The 24,838-nt window shown below is 61.0% G+C and carries 19 protein-coding genes, 6 tRNA genes and 1 pseudogene; 19 read left to right on the forward strand and 7 right to left on the reverse strand.

Annotated elements, in window-relative coordinates; genetic code table 11:
• Positions 1-71 precede the first annotated feature (71 nt).
• From PQR40_RS30980 to PQR40_RS30990, 3 genes are all read left to right on the forward strand, one after another.
• Positions 72-1,322 carry an aspartate kinase gene (locus PQR40_RS30980; RefSeq protein WP_408223777.1) on the forward strand — a complete coding sequence of 417 codons (1,251 nt, stop codon included), beginning with the start codon at positions 72-74 and terminating at the stop codon, positions 1,320-1,322.
• A gap of 205 nt (positions 1,323-1,527) precedes the next feature.
• Positions 1,528-1,621, forward strand: a tRNA-Ser gene (locus PQR40_RS30985).
• Positions 1,622-2,333: 712 nt separating this feature from the next.
• The gene (locus PQR40_RS30990) at positions 2,334-2,681 is read left to right on the forward strand and encodes a hypothetical protein (RefSeq protein ID WP_408209922.1); all 348 of its coding nucleotides are present in this window, start codon (positions 2,334-2,336) and stop codon (positions 2,679-2,681) included.
• 127 nt (positions 2,682-2,808) lie between these two features.
• Here PQR40_RS30990 and PQR40_RS30995 read toward each other — a convergent pair.
• Positions 2,809-2,907 (reverse strand): annotated as a pseudogene (locus PQR40_RS30995) (enoyl-[acyl-carrier-protein] reductase FabI); the annotation flags it as partial.
• Positions 2,908-3,072: 165 nt separating this feature from the next.
• On the opposite strand from PQR40_RS30995, the gene PQR40_RS31000 reads away from it, so the two are divergent.
• The 5 genes from PQR40_RS31000 (at position 3,073) to PQR40_RS31020 (ending at position 9,659) form a co-directional block, all read left to right on the forward strand.
• Complete coding sequence (locus tag PQR40_RS31000; RefSeq protein WP_408223774.1) at positions 3,073-5,028, forward strand: extracellular solute-binding protein; 1,956 nt, start codon at positions 3,073-3,075, stop codon at positions 5,026-5,028.
• 54 nt (positions 5,029-5,082) lie between these two features.
• The gene (locus tag PQR40_RS31005; protein ID WP_408223771.1) at positions 5,083-6,120 is read left to right on the forward strand and encodes a microcin C ABC transporter permease YejB; all 1,038 of its coding nucleotides are present in this window, start codon (positions 5,083-5,085) and stop codon (positions 6,118-6,120) included.
• Positions 6,120-7,226, forward strand: a complete 1,107-nt coding sequence (locus tag PQR40_RS31010) for an ABC transporter permease (protein WP_408223768.1) — start codon at positions 6,120-6,122, stop codon at positions 7,224-7,226. The genes PQR40_RS31005 and PQR40_RS31010 overlap by 1 nt, the downstream gene beginning before the upstream one ends.
• 5 nt (positions 7,227-7,231) lie before the next feature.
• The gene (locus PQR40_RS31015; protein ID WP_408223851.1) at positions 7,232-8,857 is read left to right on the forward strand and encodes an ABC transporter ATP-binding protein; all 1,626 of its coding nucleotides are present in this window, start codon (positions 7,232-7,234) and stop codon (positions 8,855-8,857) included.
• A gap of 136 nt (positions 8,858-8,993) precedes the next feature.
• Positions 8,994-9,659 (forward strand): C40 family peptidase, encoded by a 666-nt coding sequence (locus tag PQR40_RS31020; RefSeq protein ID WP_408390210.1) that lies wholly within the window; start codon positions 8,994-8,996, stop codon positions 9,657-9,659.
• 186 nt (positions 9,660-9,845) lie between these two features.
• Here the strand turns inward: PQR40_RS31020 and PQR40_RS31025 are convergent, their stop codons facing one another.
• Positions 9,846-10,796 carry a patatin-like phospholipase family protein gene (locus tag PQR40_RS31025; protein WP_408223765.1) on the reverse strand — a complete coding sequence of 317 codons (951 nt, stop codon included), beginning with the start codon at positions 10,794-10,796 and terminating at the stop codon, positions 9,846-9,848.
• A 415-nt stretch (positions 10,797-11,211) separates the two neighbouring features.
• Here PQR40_RS31025 and gltX point away from each other — a divergent pair, with 415 nt between their 5' ends.
• The 7 genes from gltX to PQR40_RS31060 all read left to right on the forward strand — a co-directional run bounded on the left by gltX (position 11,212) and on the right by PQR40_RS31060 (position 14,133).
• The gene (gene gltX, locus PQR40_RS31030) at positions 11,212-12,621 is read left to right on the forward strand and encodes a glutamate--tRNA ligase (protein ID WP_408223762.1); all 1,410 of its coding nucleotides are present in this window, start codon (positions 11,212-11,214) and stop codon (positions 12,619-12,621) included.
• A gap of 122 nt (positions 12,622-12,743) precedes the next feature.
• Positions 12,744-12,819: transfer RNA gene (locus PQR40_RS31035), tRNA-Ala, on the forward strand.
• Positions 12,820-12,984: 165 nt separating this feature from the next.
• A tRNA-Glu gene (locus tag PQR40_RS31040) sits at positions 12,985-13,060 on the forward strand.
• 82 nt (positions 13,061-13,142) lie between these two features.
• Positions 13,143-13,219 (forward strand) — tRNA-Asp (locus tag PQR40_RS31045).
• Between the two features lie 61 nt (positions 13,220-13,280).
• A tRNA-Glu gene (locus PQR40_RS31050) sits at positions 13,281-13,356 on the forward strand.
• An 82-nt stretch (positions 13,357-13,438) separates the two neighbouring features.
• Positions 13,439-13,515: transfer RNA gene (locus PQR40_RS31055), tRNA-Asp, on the forward strand.
• Positions 13,516-13,668: 153 nt separating this feature from the next.
• Positions 13,669-14,133 carry a GNAT family N-acetyltransferase gene (locus PQR40_RS31060; RefSeq protein WP_408223759.1) on the forward strand — a complete coding sequence of 155 codons (465 nt, stop codon included), beginning with the start codon at positions 13,669-13,671 and terminating at the stop codon, positions 14,131-14,133.
• 60 nt (positions 14,134-14,193) lie between these two features.
• Here the strand turns inward: PQR40_RS31060 and PQR40_RS31065 are convergent, their stop codons facing one another.
• Entirely contained in the window at positions 14,194-15,063 is an 870-nt protein-coding gene (locus PQR40_RS31065; RefSeq protein WP_408223756.1) for an AraC family transcriptional regulator, read from the reverse strand.
• Positions 15,064-15,283: 220 nt separating this feature from the next.
• Between PQR40_RS31065 and rraA the strand changes: the two genes are divergently transcribed.
• Together rraA and PQR40_RS31075 are read left to right on the forward strand one after the other, a co-directional pair.
• Complete coding sequence (gene rraA, locus PQR40_RS31070) at positions 15,284-15,778, forward strand: ribonuclease E activity regulator RraA (RefSeq protein WP_408223753.1); 495 nt, start codon at positions 15,284-15,286, stop codon at positions 15,776-15,778.
• 52 nt (positions 15,779-15,830) lie between these two features.
• Positions 15,831-16,232, forward strand: coding sequence for a gamma-glutamylcyclotransferase family protein (locus PQR40_RS31075; protein ID WP_408223750.1), 402 nt, complete (start codon positions 15,831-15,833; stop codon positions 16,230-16,232).
• Positions 16,233-16,452: 220 nt separating this feature from the next.
• Here PQR40_RS31075 and aceB read toward each other — a convergent pair whose 3' ends face one another.
• Both aceB and PQR40_RS31085 read right to left on the reverse strand, forming a co-directional pair.
• Positions 16,453-18,063: a malate synthase A gene (aceB, locus tag PQR40_RS31080; protein WP_408223747.1), complete on the reverse strand. Its 1,611-nt coding sequence runs from the start codon at positions 18,061-18,063 to the stop codon at positions 16,453-16,455.
• Positions 18,064-18,146: 83 nt separating this feature from the next.
• Positions 18,147-18,992 carry a (S)-2-haloacid dehalogenase gene (locus PQR40_RS31085; protein WP_408223744.1) on the reverse strand — a complete coding sequence of 282 codons (846 nt, stop codon included), beginning with the start codon at positions 18,990-18,992 and terminating at the stop codon, positions 18,147-18,149.
• Positions 18,993-19,167: 175 nt separating this feature from the next.
• Here PQR40_RS31085 and PQR40_RS31090 point away from each other — a divergent pair, with 175 nt between their 5' ends.
• The gene (locus PQR40_RS31090; RefSeq protein ID WP_408223741.1) at positions 19,168-20,070 is read left to right on the forward strand and encodes a LysR family transcriptional regulator; all 903 of its coding nucleotides are present in this window, start codon (positions 19,168-19,170) and stop codon (positions 20,068-20,070) included.
• Between the two features lie 225 nt (positions 20,071-20,295).
• Positions 20,296-20,730 carry a universal stress protein gene (locus PQR40_RS31095; RefSeq protein ID WP_408223738.1) on the forward strand — a complete coding sequence of 145 codons (435 nt, stop codon included), beginning with the start codon at positions 20,296-20,298 and terminating at the stop codon, positions 20,728-20,730.
• Positions 20,731-20,980: 250 nt separating this feature from the next.
• Here PQR40_RS31095 and aceA read toward each other — a convergent pair whose 3' ends face one another.
• Together aceA and PQR40_RS31105 are read right to left on the reverse strand one after the other, a co-directional pair.
• Positions 20,981-22,285 carry an isocitrate lyase gene (gene aceA, locus PQR40_RS31100; protein ID WP_408333300.1) on the reverse strand — a complete coding sequence of 435 codons (1,305 nt, stop codon included), beginning with the start codon at positions 22,283-22,285 and terminating at the stop codon, positions 20,981-20,983.
• Positions 22,286-22,736: 451 nt separating this feature from the next.
• Positions 22,737-24,368 carry a DEAD/DEAH box helicase gene (locus tag PQR40_RS31105; protein ID WP_408223735.1) on the reverse strand — a complete coding sequence of 544 codons (1,632 nt, stop codon included), beginning with the start codon at positions 24,366-24,368 and terminating at the stop codon, positions 22,737-22,739.
• Between the last annotated feature and the right edge of the window lie 470 nt (positions 24,369-24,838).

Below are 24,838 nucleotides of genomic sequence, written 5' to 3' on the forward strand. Positions count from 1 at the left end.
TTGCGCTCCTGTGCTTTTGTGCGGTCGTCTCCAGCGCGCCAGCGCGGTTTATCCTCCAGTTCAGAACGACAATGGCACTCATCGTACATAAATACGGCGGCACCTCGATGGGCTCGGTCGAGCGCATCAAGAACGTCGCCAAGCGCGTCGCGAAATGGCACAAGGCCGGCCACAAGATGGTCGTCGTGCCGTCGGCAATGTCCGGCGAAACCAACCGCTTGCTCGGTCTCGCGAAAGAGATCACGAGTCAGCCGAGCCCGCGCGAACTCGACATGATCGCCGCCACTGGCGAGCAGGTCAGCTCGGGACTGCTCGCCATCGCGCTGCAGGAAGCCGGCGTCGACGCGGTCAGCTACGCTGGCTGGCAAGTGCCGGTCAGAACGGATAGCGCGTTCACGAAAGCACGCATCAGCGAGATTGACGGCGAGCGTGTGCTGCGCGATCTCGACGCAGGCAAGGTAGTGGTGATTACTGGCTTTCAGGGTATCGACCCTGAGGGCAACATCACCACGCTGGGCCGTGGCGGTTCGGATACGTCCGCTGTCGCAGTCGCTGCCGCGTTGAAAGCCGACGAGTGCCTGATTTACACGGACGTCGACGGCGTCTACACGACCGACCCGCGCGTGGTGGAAGAAGCACGCCGCCTCGATCGCGTGACGTTCGAAGAAATGCTGGAAATGGCAAGCCTGGGTTCCAAGGTGCTGCAGATCCGCTCGGTGGAATTCGCCGGCAAATATCAGGTGAAGACGCGCGTGCTGTCGAGCCTGACCGATCCGCTCATCCCGCTCGATGCTGAAATGAAGTCGGGCACCCTGATTACTTTTGAAGAAGACGAGACCATGGAAAAAGCAGTCATCTCGGGCATCGCGTTCCAGCGCGACGAAGCTCGTATCGCCGTGATGGGTGTGCCCGACAAGCCGGGCATCGCGTATCAGATTCTCGGCCCGGTGGCGGACGCGAATATCGACGTCGACATGATCATCCAGAACCAGAGCGTCGACGGCAAAACGGCCTTCACGTTCACGGTCGGCCGCGGCGACTATCAGCGCGCCATGGATATCCTCACGGGCCAGGTGAAGGGTCACGTGCAGGCTGAGCAGGTGCTGGGCGATCCGAAGGTGTCGAAGGTATCGGTGGTCGGCGTCGGCATGCGTTCGCATGTGGGTATCGCGAGCACGATGTTCCGCACGCTGTCGGAAGAGGGCATCAACATCCAGATGATCTCGACCTCCGAAATCAAGATTTCGGTGCTGATCGACGAGAAGTACATGGAACTCGCCGTGCGCGCGCTGCATAAGGCGTTCGAACTGGATCAAGCGTAACGTGCTGCACGGGGTGAGGCGTACAAGAGCGCCTCATCTTTTATGCGTGACCGTGTGCGTGACCGTGCGCGCGGCCGGTGTGAATAAATTGCGTCGTCCATGACAAACCTGGCACAAAAAATGTGCGGTAGACATTGACCTTCGTGGTTCGGCCCGCTATTATCTTGGCTTCGTTGCGCTGACTCCCTGCGCAACCGAAAGTTTGGGAGACGTGGCCGAGAGGTCGAAGGCACTCCCCTGCTAAGGGAGCATCTGGGCCAAAACCTGGATCGAGGGTTCGAATCCCTCCGTCTCCGCCAGCAATGGTGGCAAACCCCGCAGAGTCTAGGCTCTGCGGGGTTTTGTTTTTGTGACACGCAATTTATGCGTCGGCAAGTCGTGGCGGGAACTGGGCCGCCGCGTATTCCATACTTTGCGTTCTTCAGCGGGAAGGCTGGCTCAACGCCGGTACCGATCCGGTTGATTTCATACTTTAGTCTGTCAGTGTGTGATGCGGCTCGGCCGCGAGAGCCGAACGCATCATCCATGCTGATCAGGCAAGAGCTCCGATGGAGGGGTAGGACGCCAGCGCGCGGAAAAGCAAGGGCGATTGAGACAGATGGAATGGACGGATCTCGGCGTCCGGCCACGCCCGTTACCCCCGTTACGTGTCGCGAGAATGTTTCGATATCCTACTGATTTCGGTGCGCTGGCAATATCGCGCCCATAAGGCTGACCGTGGAGCCGATGGCCGGATTAACTGGCGCATGCGGAAGCAACGTCAGAATCGCCGCGCAGCAAATGCGGTCGGTGACCGATGGCTAAAACCATCGACAAACGGGTGGCTAACGGCGAGGCGGTTCGATTACACCGTCACTACTTTTTCACCAGACTTCTGTCCAATGTAACGAGACGTAACCAGGCGACCAGCGCTGCGATGTTATGCATCAGTTATTACAAAGTTGAAATACGCGGATGGCTACCTTGCGCTATATTTCGGCCAACAACACACATTCTTCAAAAGGGTGATCAATGAAGTCCGCACGTCTTGTTCCACTTCTGATCGGGGTTCTCGGGTTGGCTGCGTCGGGTGCTGCAATGGCCGGTGGGCTCAACATTGGTGTCAACATCGGCATTCCCGCGCCGGTCTATGTGGCCCCGGCGCCGATCTATGCACCGCCGCCTCCGCCTCCGCCGCCCGTCGTCTATCAACCGGCTCCTGTGTACTACGGCGGTCCGGCGATCGTGATCGGCTGGCACGGCGACCGCTATTGGGACGGCCGCCGCTACTGGGCGCGTGACGATTGGTATCGCCGTCATCCCCCGGGTCGCTACGACTACGGCCGTGACCACTACGACAATCGTCGCGGCTGGCACTAAGCCAGGTAGCTGCGGTTGATCCAGTCGCGAAGTAAAAAAACCGCCCGGACAGGGCGGTTTTTTATTGCGCTCGCGAAACCGGCAGACCTGGCGATGGGCCCGGTGTCAATGCAGCAAGCAAGCCCAATTATTCAGCTACGGCAGCCGTACCGCCGACCACAGCGTTAAAGCCGCTGTCTACGTGCACGATTTCCGCCGTCACGGCGGCGGCCGAATTCGACAGCAGGCCGGTCAGCAAGATGCGTTTACCAGCGAGGAAGCCAATCAACTCTCCCGACGAGGTCCGCGCGCCACGCACGTGAATGTCGTGTAGATGAGATGTGCGAATTGCGCGGGTTTATTGGGTAGAATTCTCTCACATTGCAATTGCCCACTGACCAACAAGGCCCCTATGACAACTGGCTCGCGATGGGCTAAAACGCCTCGCGCACCTCGATGCAGCGTGATTCACAGGCTATCGCGTGTCGGTCTACCGGTTGTGTCGCGGGTTGTGCCTTACTCCTGGCGGTCGGTGTGCGCCGTCGTGCTGTGTGGCCTGTCCGCCGTGGCCGGTTTGCTCGCAGCGCCCGAGGCCCACGCGGTCTACGCGATCGCGCAATACGGTGAGCCGAAATATCCGGCCGATTTCAAACACTTCGACTACGTCAACCCGGATGCGCCAAAGGGCGGCACGCTGGTGATGGCGAATCCGAGTCGACTCACCAGCTTCGATAAATTCAATCCGTTCACACTGCGCGGCAATACCGCGCCGGGCGTGGATCTGATGTTCGAAAGCCTGACCACCGGCAGCAGTGACGAAGTGGCCTCCGCCTATGGCCTGCTCGCCGACGACATCAATATTGCAGCGGACGGCTTGTCGACCACGTTCCACATCAATCCGCGCGCACGCTTTTCGAATGGCGATCCGGTCACCGCGGACGACGTCAAATTTTCGCTCGACACCTTGAAAAGCCCGCAGGCCGCGCCGCAATTCGCGTCGATTTTCGGCGAGATCACACGCGCAGTAGTCGTTGACCCGCACACGATCCGTTTCGAGTTTCGCCAGCGCAATCGTGAGTTGCCGTTGCTGGCGGGCAGCATGCCGGTGTTCTCGCACAAGTGGGGGATGAAGCCGGACGGCAGCCGGATCGCTTTCGACCAGTTGGCGTTCGAGAAACCCATTGCCAGTGGACCGTATCTGATCGATCAGTATGACAATGGCCGCACGATTACGTATCGGCGTGATCCGAACTACTGGGGTGCGACATTGCCTGTGCGGGTCGGCACGAACAATTTCGATCGGATCGTCTACAAGCTGTATTCGGATAATACGGCGCGGCTCGAGGCGTTCAAGGCGGGCGAGTACGACGTACTGGTCGAATATGTCGCGCGCAATTGGGTGCGGCGCGACGTCGGCAAGAAGTTCGATAGCGGCGAGCTGATCAAGCGCGAATTTCCGCAGCATAACGGCACCGGCATGCAGGGCTTCGTGCTCAACACGCGGCGGCCGTTGTTCCAGGACGTGCGGGTGCGCAAGGCGCTCGATCTCGCACTCGACTTTCAGTGGTTGAACCGGCAACTGTTCTTCAATCAGTACACGCGCATCGACAGCTTCTTCGCCAATACGGATTTGCAGGCGAAGGGCATGCCAACACCTGGCGAGCTGGCGCTGCTTGAGCCGTGGCGCGCCAGGCTCAATCCGGCTGTGTTCGGTCCGCCGCCGAAGCAGCCGGACACCGACCCGCCAGGTTCGCTGCGCGCCAATCTGCTGCAAGCACGTGCGTTGCTGCAGCAGGCGGGGTGGACCTATCGCGACGGCGCATTGCGTAACGCCAAAGGCGAGCCATTCCAGTTCGAAATTCTCGACGATTCCGGTTCGTCCGCTCAGTTCGAGCCGATCGTTGCGACCCTCATCCGCAATCTGCAGAAGCTCGGCATCACCGCGACGTTCCGCGTATCCGACTTCGCGGTTTATCAGAAGCGGCTTGACGCATTTGACTTCGACACGACCACGATCCGTATGGCGGACGTGCAGGTGCCCGGTTCGGAACAGATCGACCGGTTCGGCAGTAAGGCCGCGGACACCCCAGGCTCGGACAACGTGATCGGCCTGAAGTCGCCGGCTGTCGATGCGATCCTGAGCGCGCTCGTGCATGCGCAGACGCGGGAGCAACTGATCGACGCGACGCACGCGCTCGACCGGGTGCTGATGCATGGCTACTATGTGATTCCGCAGTGGTACAGCGCTTCGCATCGAGTGGCGTTCAAGCGCGGTTTCGCGTGGCCAAAGACCTTGCCTCTGTACTATGGCGCTGAGGGCTGGATCACGTCGATGTGGTGGTATGCACAGCAGCCGCAACAGCCGTAAGCCCAGGCGCGCCAAGCGTCATTCTTTCACCGCCTTCGCACCGGAAACGCCGCCATGTGGAGCTACATCCTCAAACGCCTGCTGTTGATGATCCCGACCTTGCTCGGCGTGCTGACACTGACCTTCGTCGTGATCCAGTTCGTCCCAGGTGGCCCGGTCGAACAGATGCAGCACGAGTTGCGCAAAGGCGCGGAGAACGGCGCGCCATTCGGTCTGCGTGCGCATACCGGCGTCGACGCGCAGCAGATTGCGCAACTGAAAGCGCTATATGGTTTCGACAAACCGCCGCTCGAACGCTACGTCCTGATGCTAAAACGCTTCTCGACGTTCGACCTTGGCCAGAGCTACTTCCGCCATCAAAGCGTGTGGTCGCTGATCGTTTCGAAATTGCCGGTGTCGATCAGCATCGGCTTATGGACCTTCTTCCTGACGTACCTGATATCGGTGCCTCTGGGTATAGCCAAGGCGGTACGCAACGGCTCGCGCTTCGATATCGCAACGAGTCTCGTCGTGTTGGTCGGCTATGCCATTCCAGGCTTTGTGCTGGGCGTGCTGTTGCTGGTGCTGTTCGGCGGCGGCAGCTTCCTGCAGCTCTTCCCGCTGCGCAATCTCACCTCGGATAACTGGGCGCAGCTGAGTCTTGGCGGCAAGATTGTCGACTACCTGTGGCATATCACGTTGCCGATTACCGCTTCGGTGGTGGGCAGTTTCGCCGTGGTCACGATGCTGACGAAGAACGCCTTCCTCGACGAAATCCGCAAGCAGTACGTGCTGACCGCGCGTGCCAAAGGATTGTCGGAAAGGCGCGTGCTGTGGAAGCACGTGTTTCGCAATGCGTTGCTGCCGCTGATCGTCGGTTTTCCGGCGGCGTTTATCGGTGCATTTTTCACCGGCAGTCTGTTGATCGAGACGCTGTTTTCGCTCGACGGGCTCGGTTTGCTGTCATACGAATCGGTGGTGCGGCGCGACTATCCGGTCGTGCTCGGCACGCTCTATCTATTCACGCTGATCGGTCTTGCAACCAAGCTGATTTCCGATCTTTGCTACGTGTGGGTCGATCCCCGCATCCAATTCGAACAACTGGAGCGCTGATGAATCGAGCCCGTCTTTCAGCCGATGCGGCGGCGCGCACCGAACCGGCTCGCGCGTTCGTGTCGCCTACGCCGGCGCGTCGCGTCTGGCAGCGTTTTCGTCAGCAGCGCCTTGGCTACTGGAGTCTGATCATCTTCGTCGTCGCGTTTGCAGCGAGCCTCGCGGGGCCGCTGTGGTCGAACGACAAACCACTCGTGGTGCGCTACGAAGGGCAGCTGTATTTTCCGATGTTCAAGACTTACGCGGAGACTACTTTCGGCGGCGACTTCCCGACGGCCGCCGATTATCTCGATCCGTATATCAAGCATCGTTTCGACACGCCGGGTAATTTCGCGGTGTATCCACCGAACCGTTACTACTACGACACGCTGAATTACTTCTCGAAGGCGCCGAATCCGGCGCCGCCGTCGCGCGATAACTGGTTCGGCACCGACGACCGCGGCCGCGATCTCTTCGCGCGTCTTCTGTACGGTTTCCGCGTTTCGGTGGAATTCGGCCTGGTGCTGACCTTGATTGGCACCGTGCTTGGAATTGCCGCGGGCGCCGTGCAGGGTTACTTCGGAGGACGTACCGATATCATCGGGCAACGTCTGATCGAAATCTGGAGCGCCATGCCGGAGCTCTATCTGTTGATCATTTTCTCGTCGATCTTCGAGCCGGGATTCATTCTGCTGATCGTGCTGCTGTCGCTGTTCGGCTGGATCGGTTTGTCCGACTACGTGCGCGCGGAGTTTCTGCGCAACCGTCACCAGGACTATGTGCGTGCCGCGCGGGCGATGGGACTCTCGAACTGGCAGATCATGTGGCGGCACGTATTGCCCAACAGTTTGACGCCAGTGATCACGTTTCTGCCGTTCCGCATGAGCGGCGCGATTCTCGCGCTCACCAGCCTCGACTTTCTCGGCCTCGGCGTGCCTTCGCCGACACCGAGCCTGGGCGAACTGCTTGCGCAAGGCAAGGCGAATCTCGATGCATGGTGGATCTCGTTGTCTACTTTCGGCGTGCTGGTGGCGATGCTGTTGCTGCTGACGTTCATGGGCGACGCCCTGCGCAACGCGCTGGACACCCGTATCTCCGATGCCATGCGCGCGGGAGGCAACCAGTGAGCGCCATGGTGGAAAACAACGCAAAACAAGGCACGACGCCGCCGCTGCTGGAACTCGATCATCTGCATGTGACCTTCGGCGACACGGTTGCGGTGAATGACGTGACGCTCGCGATCCAGCGCGGCGAACGGGTCGCGCTGGTCGGCGAATCGGGCTCGGGCAAGAGCGTGACCGCACTGTCGATCCTGCGTCTGTTGAGCGATGCGCAAGTGAGCGGGTCGATCCGTTTCGACGGCGAAGATCTGCTCGCCAAAAGCGAACGCGAGATGCGCGGCATGCGCGGCTCGGACATCGCGATGATTTTCCAGGAGCCGATGACAGCGCTCAATCCGCTCTATACGGTCGGCGACCAGATTGCGGAGACGATCGTCGTGCACGACGGCGTGACGGCGAACGAGGCGCGTAAGCGCGCTGTGGCGTTGCTGGGGCGCACGGGCATTGCCGAGCCTGGCAAGCGTGTGAACAGCTATCCGCATCAGCTCTCGGGCGGTCAGCGGCAGCGCGCAATGATCGCGATGGCGCTCGCGTGCCGCCCACGCCTGTTGCTGGCCGACGAGCCGACAACGGCGCTCGACGTGACGATCCGCGCGCAGATCGTCGAGCTGCTGCTGGAGTTGCAACGCGACGAAGCCGAGAAACGCGGCATGGCCGTGCTGCTGATCACGCACGACCTGAATCTGGTGCGGCACTTCGCGCAACGCATCGCGGTGATGGAGAAGGGCGTCCTCGTGGAAAGCGGGCCGGTCGAGCAGGTATTCGAGTCGCCGCAGCATCCGTACACGCAACGTTTGCTGGCGAGCCGTCCGCAGCGCACGGTGGTCCCTGTGCTGCCGATTTCACCGGTGCTGCTCGAAGCGCGCGATGTTTCGGTCGATTTCAAAACGAAACTGCCGGGCTGGAGCGGCTGGTTCCGCTCGGGGCACTTTCGTGCGGTCGCCGATGCGAATGTGTCGGTGCGCCAGGGCGAGACGCTGGGGATCGTCGGCGAATCGGGTTCGGGCAAATCGACGCTCGCGATGGCCTTGCTTGGCCTGCAACGCACCGCGCACGGCGAGATCGAGTTTCAGGGCAGGGCGCTCGGCAGCTATCGCGGCGCCGACCAGACCGCCTTACGCTCGAATATGCAGGTTGTCTTTCAGGACCCGTTCAGTTCGCTGTCGCCGCGCCAGACCATCGAGCGGATCGTCGGCGAAGGGCTGGCGCTGCATCGGCCGCAAATGAGCCAGGAGGCGCGGCACGACAAGGTGGTGTCGGTCCTGCGCGAAGTCGGTTTGGACCGCACGGTGCTGTACCGCTATCCGCACGAGTTCTCCGGCGGCCAGCGTCAGCGGATTGCGATTGCGCGCGCTCTGGTGCTGGAGCCACGCATTCTGATCCTCGATGAACCGACCAGTGCGCTCGACGTGTCAATCCAGCAGCAGGTGCTGAAGCTGCTTGCCGGGTTGCAACAGAAGTACAACCTCGGCTTCGTTTTCATCAGCCACGATCTGGCCGTGATCGGAGCGATGGCGCATCGTGTCGCGGTCATGCAAGACGGTTCGATCGTCGAAAGCGGGGACGTTGAGCAGATTTTTGCGACACCGGTGCATCCTTACACTCGAAAGCTGCTGAAAGCGGCGCTTGACCACTGATTTTGCACTCTTTCACCAATTGGGTGCGTGTCTCGATTGTATTTTTCTATTTGTTTTGACACACGAATACTTACTGGCTAGTATCGACCAAACTTTTTCCGTAGCCCACTGATTTTTAGGCAAAAAATACCGACCAATGCAGGACAGAAACCTAACCCAGGCTTGCACGCGCGTCGTCGCCGGGATGTTCATTGGCGTCTTGATGGCAGCAACTCCCGGCGCTTTCGCCGACGAAGTAAGCAGTTTTAATCAGAATGCCTCATATTCGACCCCCAGCGGGTCGAATTCTTTGTCTCCCCTCAATTCGCAATCCGCCGCTCCTGACAGCGACGGCGGCGCCAAATCGTTCCTGTCCGGCATGGCCGGAAAAGCGGGCGACGTGGTGGTCGGCGCGCTGAACATGATCGGCGTTCGCTACCGTTGGGGTGGTAATACGCCCGATTCGGGGCTCGATTGCAGCGGCTTTGTTCGCTACGTGTTCCAGGACACGCTCGGTATGGCGCTGCCGCGCCGCGCCGAGGAAATGAGCCGCGTCGGCGAGAAGGTTCGCGTTAGCGACCTGAAGCCGGGCGATCTGGTGTTCTTCAATACGATGCGCCGTACGTTCTCGCACGTCGGCATCTACATCGGCGACAACAAGTTCGTGCATTCGCCTTCCACGGGCAGCACGATCCGCGTCGACGATCTGGATAGCGGTTATTGGGAAAAGCGTTTCACGGGCGCACGCCGGATCGAGACGTCCTATCAGGACGGTGAGGATCTGCGCAAGCGCGTGAATGCCTCGATTGGCGGCAATCAGTAACAGACTTAGCCCGCACCGGCGATTTGGGTGTGAAAAAAGCCTGCTTCGTTCGAAGCAGGCTTTTTGCGTTTGAGCTTGCCGATAGGTCGGCGAATCATCCGCGCCGTGCCTCAGGCTGCGCCGGCGCTGCGTGCGTGAGGACAGCCGAAGTGCGCCGGTCGCTGCAACCGGCGCTGTCCTGACGAACTAAGCTGCGACGCGGCTCTCGGCCAGCTTGCGTTGCAACTCCGGCATCATCTTCGCCACCGCTTCCTCTCCAGCCAGAATCGCTGCGTTGCGCTGCGAGAAATCGCTGCCGCTCATGGCCGCCAGATTCGGCCGGATCACGACGTCGGCGTACTTGTCGAGTTCATAGGTCTTGATCGTCTGGCCCATGATCGTGAAGGTCTGCATCAGCACGTCGAACGAACTGACAGTGAGGCCGCTTTCCGGGCGCTGTGAGATGTCCACGGCGATCACGAAATCCGCGCCCATCTTGCGTGCGAACGAGGCGGGCACGGGACTCACCAGGCCGCCGTCCACATATTCGTGTCCGCCGATCTTCACCGGCTCGAAAATCGATGGCACGCTGCATGACGCGCGTACTGCAATGCCGGTGTTGCCGCGCTGGAAGAGGATCGGCTGGCCGGTCCGCAGATCGGTGGCGACCACGCCGAGCGGCTTAACCATCTTCTCGATCGGACGGTTGTTGAGCGTCGTATTCAGGTAGTTCTGCAGCGCGATACCTTGCAGAAAACCGCGCGTGCGAAACGGCATGGCCCAGTCGCTGATCGACGCTTCGTCCATGGTCAGCGCGAGCTTGTTGAGCGCAAAGCCGTTCATTCCCGAGGCGTACAGCGCACCGACTACCGAACCCGCGCTCGTGCCGGCCACCAGATCGACCTGGATATTGCGCGCCTCGAGCGCCTTGATCACACCGATGTGCGCGAAGCCGCGCGCGGCGCCGCCGCCTAGCGCGAGTCCAACGCGGATCGTTCGCTGCGGTTTGTCGAGCGGTGGCGAGTTGGTGGGCGGCGTGGTGGCAACCGGTGTGCTATCGGTTTTGCTGCCGCCGGTCGTGGTGCAGGCGGCCAGCACCGCGGAGGCGGCCGCCAATGAGAAGTTGCGACGGGCAAGGCGTGGGGATGACGGTTTCAACGGGTTCTCCAGCAACGGCGGGGGCGACGCAATCGGCGCAACCTGGTGCCGCGGTCAGGCGGATAGTCAGACGGACAGGAGCGCCGGTGGCGATTCCATGCGCCGTGGTTCTATCCCCACCCGCAGCGCGCGCACATCATAAATCAAAGCGCCGGATGCGCGTTGGTCCGGTAATGAAACGTTGCAGAGGAGGCCCTCGGGTGTGCTCAAGTAGGCTTCGCGAGCGTCTTGTGTGCTGCCATTGGCCATTTGGACGAGGGCAGGCAACGCGTGTCCGGAAGGTATAATTCGGCTCTCGCATTTATTTCCTTCGTGTCCGTGCAAGGCGTTTTCTGCTGCACGAACACGGTCCGCTGCCGCGCTTCACTGGCGATGTTTGCTACGGCGCCGGCGCCCGTCTTCCGAGTAACCGCTAATGACCACCTCCGTCCGTACCCGTTTCGCACCGAGTCCCACCGGCTTCATCCACCTCGGCAACATTCGCTCCGCGCTTTATCCGTGGGCGTTCGCGCGCAAGATGAAAGGGACCTTCGTGCTGCGGATCGAGGACACCGACGTCGAGCGCTCCACTTCCGAATCCGTCGACGCCATTCTCGAAGGCATGGCGTGGCTCGGCCTCGACTTTGACGAAGGTCCGTTCTATCAAATGCAGCGCATGGACCGTTACCGCGAAGTGCTCCAGCAGATGCAGGACGCAGGGCTCGTGTACCCGTGCTACATGTCGACGGAAGAGTTGGACGCACTGCGCGAACGTCAGCGTGAGGCCGGCGAAAAGCCGCGCTATGACGGCACGTGGCGCCCGGAACCTGGCAAGGTCTTGCCGGAGCCGCCGGCGGGTGTGCAGCCCGTGCTGCGCTTCCGCAATCCGCTCACGGGCGTGGTCGCATGGGACGACGCCGTGAAGGGACGTATCGAAATCTCGAATGAAGAACTCGACGACCTCGTGATCGCGCGACCGGACGGCACGCCGACCTACAATTTCTGTGTGGTGGTGGACGATCTGGACATGAGCATCACGCACGTCATTCGCGGTGACGATCACGTGAATAACACGCCGCGCCAGATCAACATCCTGCGCGCGTTGGGCGGTGAGCCGCCGGTATACGCCCACTTGCCGACCGTGCTGAACGAGCAGGGCGAGAAGATGAGCAAGCGCCACGGCGCGATGAGCGTGGTGGGTTATCGCGACGCAGGCTTTTTGCCTGAAGCCGTGGTCAACTATCTGGCGCGTCTGGGCTGGTCGCATGGCGATGCGGAAATTTTCACGCGTGACCAGTTCGTCGAATGGTTCGATCTGGAGCATCTGGGCAAGTCGCCGGCTCAGTACGACCACGACAAGTTGAACTGGCTCAACGCGCACTACATCAAGGAAGCGGACAACGCGCGCCTCGCGGAGCTCGCAAAGCCTTTCTTCGCTGAACTGGGTCTCGACGAAACCGCCGTCGCACAAGGCGCCGATCTGACGTCGGTGGTGGGTTTGCTGAAAGACCGTGCGTCGACGGTAAAGGAAATCGCCGAAAACGCCGCGATGTTCTATCGCGTGCCGGCTCCCGAAGCCGATGCGCTTGCGCAGCACGTCACGGATGTCGTGCGTCCGGCGCTTGCCGATCTGGCTGCTTCGCTCAGGACGGTCGAGTGGACCAAGGAAGCGATCGCTGCGGCATTGAAGGCAACGCTCGGCGCGCACAAGCTGAAGATGCCGCAACTGGCCATGCCGGTTCGTCTGCTGGTGGCGGGCACCACGCATACACCGTCGATTGACAGCGTGCTGATGCTGTTCGGTCGTGATGTTGTCGTGAGCCGTATCGAAAAAGCGTTGGCTTAAGCGCGTTCGTGCGAGCCTTGAGATTGTTTGCATGCGACTTGCGAAAAAAGTCGCATGCAATTGCTCAAAGGGTATTTACAAAGCGAAAATTGGCCTCTAAAATCTCGTTTCTGTTCTGCAAGGGGGGTATAGCTCAGCTGGGAGAGCGCTTGCATGGCATGCAAGAGGTCAGCGGTTCGATCCCGCTTACCTCCACCATCAGAGCAGAGTGAAGTGGTTCCGAAGTATGGAGCTTGTAGCAAAAAAGACTTCACAAATAGCTGTAACGTAGTTAGAATATTGGTCTTTGCTTCTGACGAAGCAGAGTTAGCCGGAAGTTAAAGCGAGTTGGCAGCAAGATAAAGACAGATCTGAAAAGATTATGTCCCCTTCGTCTAGAGGCCTAGGACATCACCCTTTCACGGTGAGTACAGGGGTTCGAATCCCCTAGGGGACGCCAAACATCAGCGTCGCTTGGAAGTAATAAAGTAGCGCAGCTTGCAGAGAAAAAACCAACGCTCGCAAGTCATGATGGGCAAACTGGAGTGGTAGTTCAGTTGGTTAGAATACCGGCCTGTCACGCCGGGGGTCGCGGGTTCGAGTCCCGTCCACTCCGCCAGACAAAGCCCGTTCATGCAAACTTGAACGGGCTTTTTCATTAAAGGTGTAAGCAGTACGTTGTCCCCTTCGTCTAGAGGCCTAGGACATCACCCTTTCACGGTGAGTACAGGGGTTCGAATCCCCTAGGGGACGCCAAGACATCGGCGTCGTTCAGCGAGCAGTATGAGCGGTGCAGTGGGTGAATGAGCAAAGCTCATCAGCTACGGTGCAAAAATCTGGAGCGGTAGTTCAGTTGGTTAGAATACCGGCCTGTCACGCCGGGGGTCGCGGGTTCGAGTCCCGTCCGCTCCGCCAGATTTTAGAAAGCCCACTTCGAAAGAAGTGGGCTTTTTTTATTTCCGCGGTCAGTTTGCCCCTGTATCGTCCGGGTATGCTCGGGACAAACAGCCATTGCCAGCGCGCGCGGCCTGTTTTACCGTTGACCCGACTCATCTTCGTCGTTCCACCATGTTCGATCCAACCGAAGCCCCGTCACCGTTTCATCTGCGCAGCGCCAGCATGGACGATTTCGAGTTCGCCGAGGCGCTGACTCGCAATAACATGGGTGGCTACTATCACCGGCACCATCTGGTCTGGCGTGGTGATCTGTTTCTCGGCAGTTGGCGCGAGTCGGAGAATTTCATTCTCGAAGTGGACGGCCAGCCAATTGGCGTGCTGCGCATCACGCAAGAAGGCGACTCCCTGCATATCCGCGACGTGCAGATTGCTGAAGGGCATCGACGGCTCGGTGCCGGCACATATCTTCTCGATATGTCACATCAGTGGGCGCGCGAGCGCGGCCTGCGCGAGTTGCAGTTGCGCGTGTTCGTCGACAATCCTGCGGCGCGCCTGTATCAGCGCAAGGGGTACAAGCTGACCGGACCGCGTCTGGCGCAACTCGGGGCGATCCGTCATCTTGCGCGGCGTGTCTGACTCAACGTGCCTGAATCACTGCGTCTGACGCAACGCAGTTAGCGGTTCCGAGCTATGCCGTCACTTTCTTGCGGTCTCTTCATCGGCCTCTGTATCACCACGATCCCCGCTCTCCACGCGATGCTCCGAGCCACGCTCGATGAACGCGCGTGGACTTTCGCCGAACGCACGCCGGAACATTGCCGAGAACGCACTCTGGCTCTGATAGCCCAGCTCCTGCGCGACATGCGAAAGTGGCCGCCCCTGGCTCAACAGCGGAATCGCGCGCGCCAGAACCGCCTGCTGACGCCATTGCGAAAAACTCACGCCCAACTCCTGACGAAACAGCCGCGCAATCGTGCGCGTACTCGCACCCACGCTCGATGCCCATTGCTCGAGCGAATCGCCGTTTGTCGGGTCCGCGATCACCGCCTCACACAATGCGCGCAAGCGCTTTTCGTTGGGCATCGGCACGGACAGAGGGAGCGGCTCCGAACGCGTCAGTTCGTCGAGCGCGAGCGCGCCTAGCAACTGTTCGCGTGTCGCCGAGATGCCAGGCGTATCGAGCGCGGCGATGACTTCGCGCAGCAGATCCGATACTTCGACCACGCGAGGCGTATCCAGTCCGGCCGGGACGGTGCTTTCGGTAATGTAGAGCGTGCGCAGAAATGCATCTTCGACTGCGACCACTTCGTGTGTCACATGCGGTGGCACCCAGATCGCCCGGGACGGCGGCACCATCCACGTCGTACCGGTTGTCGCGACCCGCAGCACGCCGCGCGACGCATAGGCCACTTGTGCCCACGCATGCGTGTGTCGTGCGATGCGCCAGCCCGAAGGCATCTGCCGCGAGCGCACGCGGATCGGGTGCGTTTGCGTTGGCTGGAATTCGGGCGGGATGTCGGCGAAGTGGCTCCGGCTCGACTGGACTGAGTCAGTGGGCGAATTCATGTTGAAGAACGATCCAATGGATGGAACTCAAAAAACGCAGAGCCTGCAGATGCGGACCTACGAGCGCGGAGCGCCCGGGCATTGAGCCTTCGGGCACAGAGCGCTGGGAGCACAGACCCGAAGGTGCAGACCCAAAACCACCGGGGCCTCTCATTGTAGGTGTTACGCCGGTGTCAACGTTGCATAATGTCCCCAATGCACGGATCCCGAGGAGACCCCCATGAGCTTTGCAACCGCTGATTTGTGCGACGCGCACGAGGATCAACTGGTGCTCGGAACGCTGCGCGTCCTCGAACCGGTCTTTCATCTTTTCAGCCGTGCCGAGTGTTTCAGCGGCGAGGCTGTCACGTTAAAGGTGTTCGAAGACAACGCGCTCGTACGCGCCACGCTCGAGGAGAAGGGTGCGGGCCGGGTGCTGGTAGTCGACGGCGGTGGCAGTCTGCGGTGCGCGCTGGTAGGCGGCAATCTCGCGCAAATCGCCGAGCAGAATGGCTGGGCGGGCATCGTGCTGAACGGCTGCGTGCGCGATACGCTAGAGCTCAATGAAGTCAATGTCGGGGTGGCGGCGTTGGCGACCTGCCCACGGCGTGGCCAGAAACTCGGCACGGGCGAGCGCGACGTGCCGGTGCAATTGCCGGGCGCGCAGGTCCGTCCTGGCGAATGGATCTATGCGGACATCGACGGCGTGCTGGTGGCGAGCGCGTCGCTGAACTGAATCCTCGGCAACAGCCGAGGTATAAACCCGTAATCAGGGAGAGCAAACGACGATGCAGACCGTCTTTGTATACGGCACATTGCGGGCCGGTGAAGTGAACGACCTCAGTGAGGCTGCGGCGCGCAACGACATCGCCGCACCGAATCTGCTCGGTACGGCCACGGTGCGCGGCCATCTATTCGACTTCGGCTTGTATCCCGGCCTCGTGGTCGACGAAGCGGGCGTGGACGTCATAGGCGACGTCTACGAAATCGACGATGAACTGGTTGCAGTGCTCGACGAGATCGAAGCGGTGTATCCGGGCGTCGAAGATCGTTTCCTCGCGCGCGAAGTGATGGTGAAAGTAGACGGTAACGTCGTGAACTGCCGCTTCTATCCGGTGGCGCCCAATGCGGTGAAGGGCCTCCCGGAAATCAGGTCGGGCGATTGGGTCGAGTATCGCAGCGCGCGTTGAGGGCGCGTAACCAGCCCACAGCAAGCTGACCACGAGCACACCACGAACGCATAACGGGCGTACGGCGAGCGCATAAAAAAACGGCCCGGCAGGCATGCGCCTGTCGGGCCGTCCGGTCGGTCAGCCTTGCGACCCGGGCCGCTCTTTCATCTTGCGTGGCTGGTGAAAGCGGGCCCGGTACGACGTCGTTATTGCTGATGCCTGGGGCCGTTCAGGCGCCTCAGATTTCTTCGTACAGCGGCAGTGTCAGGAAGTCGGTGAATTGCTCCGACGTCGACATTTCTCCGAAGATTTGTGCAGCGCGATCGTACGGTTTCGTATCGCCGCCGACTGCCTGCTTCACCTTGTCGAGTTCTTGTGCCGACAACTCGCGCACCAGTTCGGCCGTGACTTTACGGCCGTCTTCGAGCTTGCCCTTCGGCGAGCGAATCCATTGCCACACTTGCGAGCGCGAGATTTCCGCGGTGGCGGCGTCTTCCATCAGGTTGTGAATCGGCACGCAGCCGTTGCCCGCGAGCCACGAACCCAGGTAGTGAATGCCGACGTTGATGTTGTTGCGCAGACCGCCTTCGGTGATCGGCGCTTCAGGACGGAAGTCCATCAGGTCGGTCGCCGTGACGAGCACGTCGTCGCGTTGCTTGCCGATCTGGTTCGGTTTGTCGCCGAGCACCTTGACGAATTCTTCCATCGCGATCGGCACGAGGCCCGGATGCGCGACCCAGCCACCGTCGTAACCGTCGCCGGCATCGCGCGCCTTGTCGGAGCGCACACCGCCCATTGCCTTGTCGTTCGCCGCCGGGTCGTTCTTGATCGGGATCAGCGCGCTCATGCCGCCGATTGCCGGTGCGTTGCGGTGATGGCAGGTTTTCAGCAACAGCAGCGCATAGGCACGCATGAACGGCGCGGTCATCGTGATCTGCGCGCGGTCGGCGAGACAGAAATCGCGGTCGCTCTTGAACTTCTTGATCGCCGAGAAGATGTAGTCCCAACGGCCGGCGTTCAGACCCGAGCTGTGTTCGCGCAACTCGTACAGGATCTCATCCATTTCGAATGCGGCGACGATCGTCTCGATCAACACCGTCGCGCGAATCGTGCCGCGCGGCACACCGACGGCTTCCTGTGCGGCGAGGAAGATGTCGTTCCACAGGCGCGCTTCCAGGTGGCTCTCCATCTTTGGCAGATAGAAGTAGGGCGCCGTGCCGCGCGCGACCTGTTCCTTCGCGTTGTGAACCATGAAGAGCGCGAAATCGAAGATACCGCCAGAGACGCGCTTGCCGTCCACCGTCACATGCTTTTCGTCCAGATGCCAGCCGCGCGGACGCACGATCAGTGTGGCGATCTTGTCGTTCAGCGTGTAGGACTTGCCGTTCTGTTCGAGCGAAATCGTACGGCGCACGGCGTCCTTCAGATTGATGTGGCCGGTAATCTGGTTATCCCAGCTCGGTGCATTCGAATCTTCGAAGTCGGTCATGTACGAATCCGCGCCCGAATTCAGCGCGTTGATGATCATCTTGCGCTCGACCGGTCCGGTGATTTCCACACGGCGGCATTGCAGATCGTGTGGCAGCGGCGCGATCTTCCAGTCGCCTTCGCGCACGCTTTTCGTTGCGGCGAGGAAGTCGGGGCGCTCACCGGCATCGAGCCGCTTCGTGCGTTCCACACGAGCCTGCAACAACTGCTGACGGCGCGGTTCGAACGTGCGATGCAGCGCGGCGACGAGTTCGAGCGCTTCGCTAGTGAGGATTGCTTCAAAGCCTGGCTTGATCTCAGCCGTGATTTCCACGCCCTGCGGCAGCTGCAGTGATGACTGCGATGACAGCGGATTCGCCATGGTTTCTCCTTGGTCGGTCAGATTGCAAAGGTGCAAATGTTGAGATGCGGTTGAATTGCGTCGTGGGATCCAGGTGGTAGCTGTCATGCGCCAGGGCTGTGGCGCGTGCGGTTGCCACCGGGATTGCCGGTGCTGCCCGTGCCGCTGTTGCGGTCGGGCGACGCGAGGGACTTCAGAAAAGCGAGCAGATCGTTCATGCCTCCGCCCACGCCATGCGGCATGACGCCCAGTTCTTCGACTGGTGCGTTTTGCCGGTTAAGCCAGAAAGTTGTGAAGCCGAACCAGCTCGCGCCTGCCACGTCCCAGCCGTTCGACGACACGAAGACGATCTCGCGCGGCTCTGCGTCGAAGGCTCGCGTGCCGAGTGCGTAAGCCGTGGGCGAGGGTTTGTAGGCGCGCACTGCGTCGACGGATAGAACATGGTCGAACAGGCCCGTCATGCTGGCGCTCTTCACGGCGATGTCGAGCATTTGCGGATTGCCGTTCGAGAGGATCGCGAGACCCGGCCGTAAGCCGGGTCCGCCGTACGCAGTCGTAGAGACAGATGCAGGCGATGCTGGAGGCGCGTCGCGCAGCTGGCGCAGCGCGGGCACGGCATCGGGAAAAGCGGACAGGCACGCATATTCGTCCATCAGACGCTTCTCTGCCGCGCGGCCCAGCGTGAGATGCAGTTTCTTGGCGGCGAAGCGCAAGGCGTCGAGCGTGATGTCCCAGAACGGCCGGTAATGCCCGCCGGGCGCATCGGCCGGATCGGCGAGCGTACGCAACTGCGTGTATTCGATCTGTTTTTGGCGCCACAACTGCGAGAGCGCATCGCCGTGGCCGGGAAACATCTGCTCCGCGGCAGCGATCACCGAATGCACGTCGAAAAGCGTGCCGTATGCGTCGAAAATCACTGCTTTAGGGAAGGGTGTCGTTGTGGCCGACATTGCCGTGCACTCCTATCAGAGGTCAGGATGGATTGTATTAGTGATGCTATGCGCTAAAAAAGAGGCTAAACATCACTTGATCTTTTACTTTTATCCACCTAATCTGACGCGCACCGACCACTTCCCCGCGCGACCCCCGAGGGACTTCCTTCGTGGCGTTGCGGCTCCGCTCCCCATGGACCGTTTCAAGCAGATCGAGACTTTCGTTGCCGTCGCCGCCAAGGGCAGCCTGTCCGCCGCAGCCTTGGCGGAGGGTGTTGCGCCCGCGATCATCGGCCGTCGCATCGATGCGCTCGAAGAGCGCCTTGGCGTCAAATTGCTGGTGCGCACCACGCGCAAGATCACGCTGACCTTCGAGGGCTCGGCGTTTCTCGAAGATTGTCAGCGCGTCATCCACGACATGCAGAACGCCGAGGCCAGCGTGTCGGCGGGCGGCGTGAAGGCGAGTGGCCATTTGCGGCTGTCGGCGCCGGCCGGCTTTGGGCGCCGGCATGTTGCGCCGCTGGTGCCGGCCTTCACCGTCGCGCATCCGGATGTGTCGATTACGCTCGACCTGTCCGACCGCCTCGTCGACCTTGTCAACGAAGGGTTCGACTGCGCCGTGCGGCTCGGCGAATTGCCCGATTCGTCGCTGGTGTCGCTCAAGCTCGGCGAGAACCGCCGTGTGTGCGTGACTTCGCCGTCGTATCTGAGCCGACGCGGTTCGCCCCACACACTGGCCGACCTCGCGCACCACAACTGCCTGGCGCTCGGCGCGAGCGCCAATCAGCAGCGCGGCTGGATGTTCCAGCAGGGCGACAAGGTGGTGTCGATCAAGGTGTCCGGCACGATGGAATGCTCGGACGGTGCTGTGCTGCACGAGTGGTGCCTCGAAGGTTATGGGCTCGCATGGCGCTCGTGGTGGGAGGTCGGCACGGATATCGCGGCCGGCCGGCTCGTTAGCGTGCTCGACGAGTTCGCTGCGCCGCCGATTGGCATTCATGCGGTTTTTCCGCAGCGCCGGCATTTGCCGCTGCGGGTTCGGCTGTTTCTGGACTTTCTCAAGCATACGTACGGCCATTCTGACTACTGGAACTGAGTGTGGCTGAGCTGCGCCCGACGTCCGGTGATCGGGGGCAAGAGCCCTTGTCCCGCTCCGCACAAGCGTCGCGCAGGCCCGCGCAACGGGTTTCCGATATGCGGAAAGACCCGCACGACGGCCTTACCCGCATTTCCGCGAACTACAATCGATTGACGCGGCTTTTATGCCGAGCCTCGTGGGACGCTGACGCCGCGCTGCGCATAGCCGGCGACGGAGGGCATCATGTTCAGGCACATCCTGGTTCCGACCGATGGTTCAGACCTGTCGCGCAAGGCGATAAACGGCGCCATCGATCTCGCGCAGGCAGTCGGCGCTCGCGTCACCGCCTACGCCTGTCTGCCGCAATATCCCTATTCGCTGTTCTCCGACGTCGTGATCGAGCCGCCGGTTGAGTTTTTGCAACGCAGCGAGCGTGAGGCGCGCGTGCATCTGCGGGAAGTGGAGCTGGCTGCGCACCGTGTCGGAGTCTCGGTCGAGAGCCGCACCAGTGTGCATCCGGCGCCTTATCTCGGCATCATCGAAGCGGCCGAGCAGGGCGCATGCGATGTGATTTTCATGGCTTCGCATGGGCGGCGCGGCCTCGGCAGCTTGCTGATCGGCAGCGAGACGCAGCGGGTCCTGACGCATACGAAGATTCCGGTGATCGTGTATCGCTGAGATGGATGCTCGCGATCACCGTCGCGGGCAGGTGCGACATAGCAAAAAAAACGCGCCGGCGATGAGGCCGGCGCGTCCTATGCTCGCCGCACAATGCATTGTGCTGGCTTTCTTTCCGCTGCTGCCATCTCCAGCCATCAGGGCAGACCGACGTACTTCAGCCCTGATGGCTGCTCCTCCCTGACAGCGGCTCTCTAACGGAGCCGCTTTTTGTCTGCCTTGCCGTTCTCGCGATCAGACCGCGGGTGTCTTAAGCGACCTTCTTGTCGAAGAACTGCTCGTCTTCCGTCGAACCGTGCAGCGCGGTCGTCGATGCGTCGCGTTCGACCGTTTGCGTCACGGCGTCGAAGTAGCCAGTGCCGACTTCGCGCTGGTGCTTGACCGCGGTGAAGCCCTTTTCGGCCGCTGCGAATTCAGCCTGCTGCATTTCGACGAACGCGGTCATCTGGTTGCGGGCATAACCGTACGCCAGGTTGAACATCGAGTAGTTCAGCGCGTGGAAGCCGGCCAGCGTGATGAACTGGAACTTGTAGCCCATTGCGCCGAGTTCGCGCTGGAACTTGGCGATGGTTGCGTCGTCCAGGTTCTTCTTCCAGTTGAACGACGGCGAGCAGTTATACGACAGCAACTGGTCCGGGAATTCCTTATGGATCGCGTCGGCGAATTTCTTCGCGAACTCGAGGTCCGGCTTGCCGGTTTCGCACCAGATCATGTCGGCGTAGGGCGCGTAGGCGAGGCCACGCGAAATCGCCTGTTCCAGACCCGGCTTCGTACGATAGAAACCTTCCACCGTGCGTTCGCCCGTCAGGAACGGCTTGTCGTTGTCGTCCACATCCGACGTGATCAGGTCTGCGGCTTCAGCGTCGGTGCGGGCCAGCAGCACGGTCGGCGTGCCCGAGACGTCGGCGGCCAGACGCGCGGCGGTCAGCTTCGCGATGTTTTCACGGGTCGGCACGAGCACCTTGCCGCCCATGTGACCACACTTCTTCACCGAGGCGAGCTGGTCTTCGAAGTGCACGCCTGCCGCGCCGGCTTCGATCATTGCCTTCATCAGTTCGAACGCGTTCAGCACGCCGCCAAAACCGGCTTCCGCGTCGGCCACGATCGGTGCGAAGTAGTCGATATAGCCTTCGTCGCCCGGATTCTTGCCTTCCGACCATTGGATCTGGTCAGCGCGCGTCAGCGTGTTGTTGATGCGCTTCACAACGAGCGGCACCGAGTTCGCCGGATACAGCGACTGGTCCGGGTACATTTCACCGGCCACGTTTGCATCGCCCGCCACTTGCCAGCCGGACAGGTAGATCGCCTTCAGACCAGCCTTCACCTGTTGCATCGCCTGATTGCCGGTCAGCGCGCCGAGCGAGTTCACGAACGGCTCGTTGTTGACGCTTTCCCACAGCTTTTCCGCGCCGCGCTTGGCGAGCGTGTGCTCCACTTGCACCGAGCCACGCAGACGGATCACGTCTTCAGCGGTGTACGTACGCTTCACGCCTTTCCAGCGCGGATCGGTTTCCCATTGCTGTTGAAGTTGCCTGGCTTGTTGTTCGCGGGACATGGTGTGCTCCTTGGTTGCCTGTAATGGATAGGTGACTCTTGCCTTCGTCGAAACGGCTGGCCCTTTAAGGCGTTTCGTTTCGTGAAGTCTTATATAAGAGTCTAGGCAAATCGATCGGCGCGCAATAGCGGCCAAGGAGTGTTTTTTTAATATTTATTGTAGTTAAAAATCAATGGTTTATTCATGACGTTCCACATTAAGAAACGTCTTTTTCCATCTTGCAATAGAGTGTCTTGTGCCTTGCAGCACGATTTTTTACGACGCAAAAAAATTTTCCACATTGTGAAATTCCGAGGGCCACCAAAACACGGGCGAAAAAAAACCGGCGCCTGAGCACCGGTTTCTTTCGACTGACGGGCGGCGCGGGGCCGTCCGGGTCTTTTTTCAGGCAGCCTTACGTACTGAACGAGCCACGTAAATAGCGCTTGCCTGATGACTACTGAGTCGCTGCTTAGCTGCCGCGACGCGCCGTACGCGGACCGTCGCTGCGGCGTGCACCGTAGCCGCCGTCACGCGAACCGCCGCCGAAGCCGCCGCCGCCTTCACGCGAACCGCCGCCAGCCGACTTGCCGGCCCAGCCGCCGCCATTACCGCTACCGCTGCGAGCGCCGCCGCCGTTACCGGCCGGCTTGCCAGCGCCGCTACCGCTACCGAAACGACGGCCAGCACCGCCGCCGTTGCCACCGCCCGGACGGCCACGGCCGCCAAAGCCAGGACGGCCGCCGTTGCCCGACGGAGCCGACTTGCGCGGCTCGAAGCCTGCGACGACGTTGACTGCCAGCGGAGTACGCACGAAACGCTCGATGCGCTTCAGCGCGCCTTGCTCGGCGTGGTGCACGAGGCTCACTGCGATACCCGAGCGGCCAGCACGGCCGGTACGGCCGATACGGTGCACGTAGTCTTCAGCGAACTTCGGCAGGTCGTAGTTGAATACGTGCGTGATGCCCGGGATGTCGATACCGCGAGCGGCGACGTCCGTGGCGACCAGCACGCGCACACGGCGCTCGCGCAGAGCCTTGATCGTGCGGTTACGTGCGCCTTGCGGCAGATCGCCGTGCAGAGCAGCCGATTCGAAACCGGCGTCGGCCAGACGGCCTGCCAGTTGGTCAGCGTCCATCTTGGTTGCCGTGAAGACGATAGCCTGATCGAGGCCCTCGTCGCGCAGCAGATGGTCGAGCAGACGATCCTTGTGATCGCGGTCGTCAACATAGTGGACGGTTTGCGCGATGTTGGTGCGTTGTTCGAGGCGTTGAACGATCTCGATGCGTTCCGGATCCTTCAGCAGGCGGCCGGTCAGCGAACCGATCTTGCCGTCGAGCGTGGCCGAGAACAGCATGGTTTGACGCGAAGACGGCGTAGCGGCAACGATCGTTTCGATGTCTTCGATGAAGCCCATGTCGAGCATGCGGTCGGCTTCGTCGAGCACGAGGATCTGCAGTTGCGACAGATCGATACGGCCGCGTTCCAGGTGGTCGATCAGACGGCCAGGCGTAGCAACCAGGATTTCCGGGTTCTTTGCCAGCAGCATCAGTTGTTGACCATAAGCGACGCCGCCCAGAATGCTGACGGTGCGCAGACGCTTGAGGTGCTTGCCGTACGTGGAAGCGGCGGTGGTGACCTGCATCGCGAGTTCGCGGGTCGGCGTCAGGACCAGCATGGTCGGACGTGCAACCGGCTGCGGACGGCGCGTGCGGGCACCGTCCGCCGGACGCGGCTCACGCGGCTGGCTGGCTTGTGCTTTTTGCAGTTGTGAGAAACGTTCAATAGCGGGCAGCATGAACGCGGCGGTCTTGCCCGAACCGGTCGGGCTCGAGACCATCAGATCGCGGCCAGCGATTGCGGCGGGAATCGCGCGTTGCTGAACCGGAGTCGGGTTTTGATAACCAGCGGCGGTCAGCGCGGAGACGACATCCGCGGAGAGACCGAGCGACGCGAACGACGGGCCGGTCGGCGCTGCGGCTTCTGCGGCGACAGCTTCCGGAGCGGCAGCAACAGCTGCGTCTTGCACGGGTGCGTCGGCGAAACCGAGGGCTTGATCGGCGATGGCGTTCAACGGGCTGCTGGGGGTATTGCTCGAAGTCATGAGAATCCTTGGTACACAGGGAATTAAAACGTCGGCGCCAATCGGCATACCCAAGTCGTCGGATTCAGCGAGCAAAGAAGCAGCGAGCAAATCGAAAAACGGGGGCAGCTCGCGACAATAAAGGCGAGCTTTTCGTTAGAAGCTGTATCGGATGCGACATGCCAACACGGCGTGCCGCCAGCCTGGGACATGATCGCCCGTAGGGGGCTAGGCAGGAGGGGACAGGTTCTAAACTGGATTGGAGCTAAACGCTACGAAGCGCTGCGCCGCAAAGGCCGCTAGAGGAAAGCCGGGCAAAGCAGTGAAGCGCAGGCAGGATTATATAGAGTTTTGTTGCACTGCGCCACCGTTAAGAAGTTTCCTGGCGGAAAACTTCCATTTGGCTGCTGAAGGGGCTTGAGAAGCAGGCTTAAGAAGCGGGCTTAAGAGCCTGCCCACGGGCCTGCTCAGCGATCTGCCCGAGGACCGCT

This window comes from Paraburkholderia sediminicola, from assembly GCF_046026855.1.
Taxonomy (GTDB): Bacteria; Pseudomonadota; Gammaproteobacteria; order Burkholderiales; family Burkholderiaceae; genus Paraburkholderia; species Paraburkholderia sediminicola_A.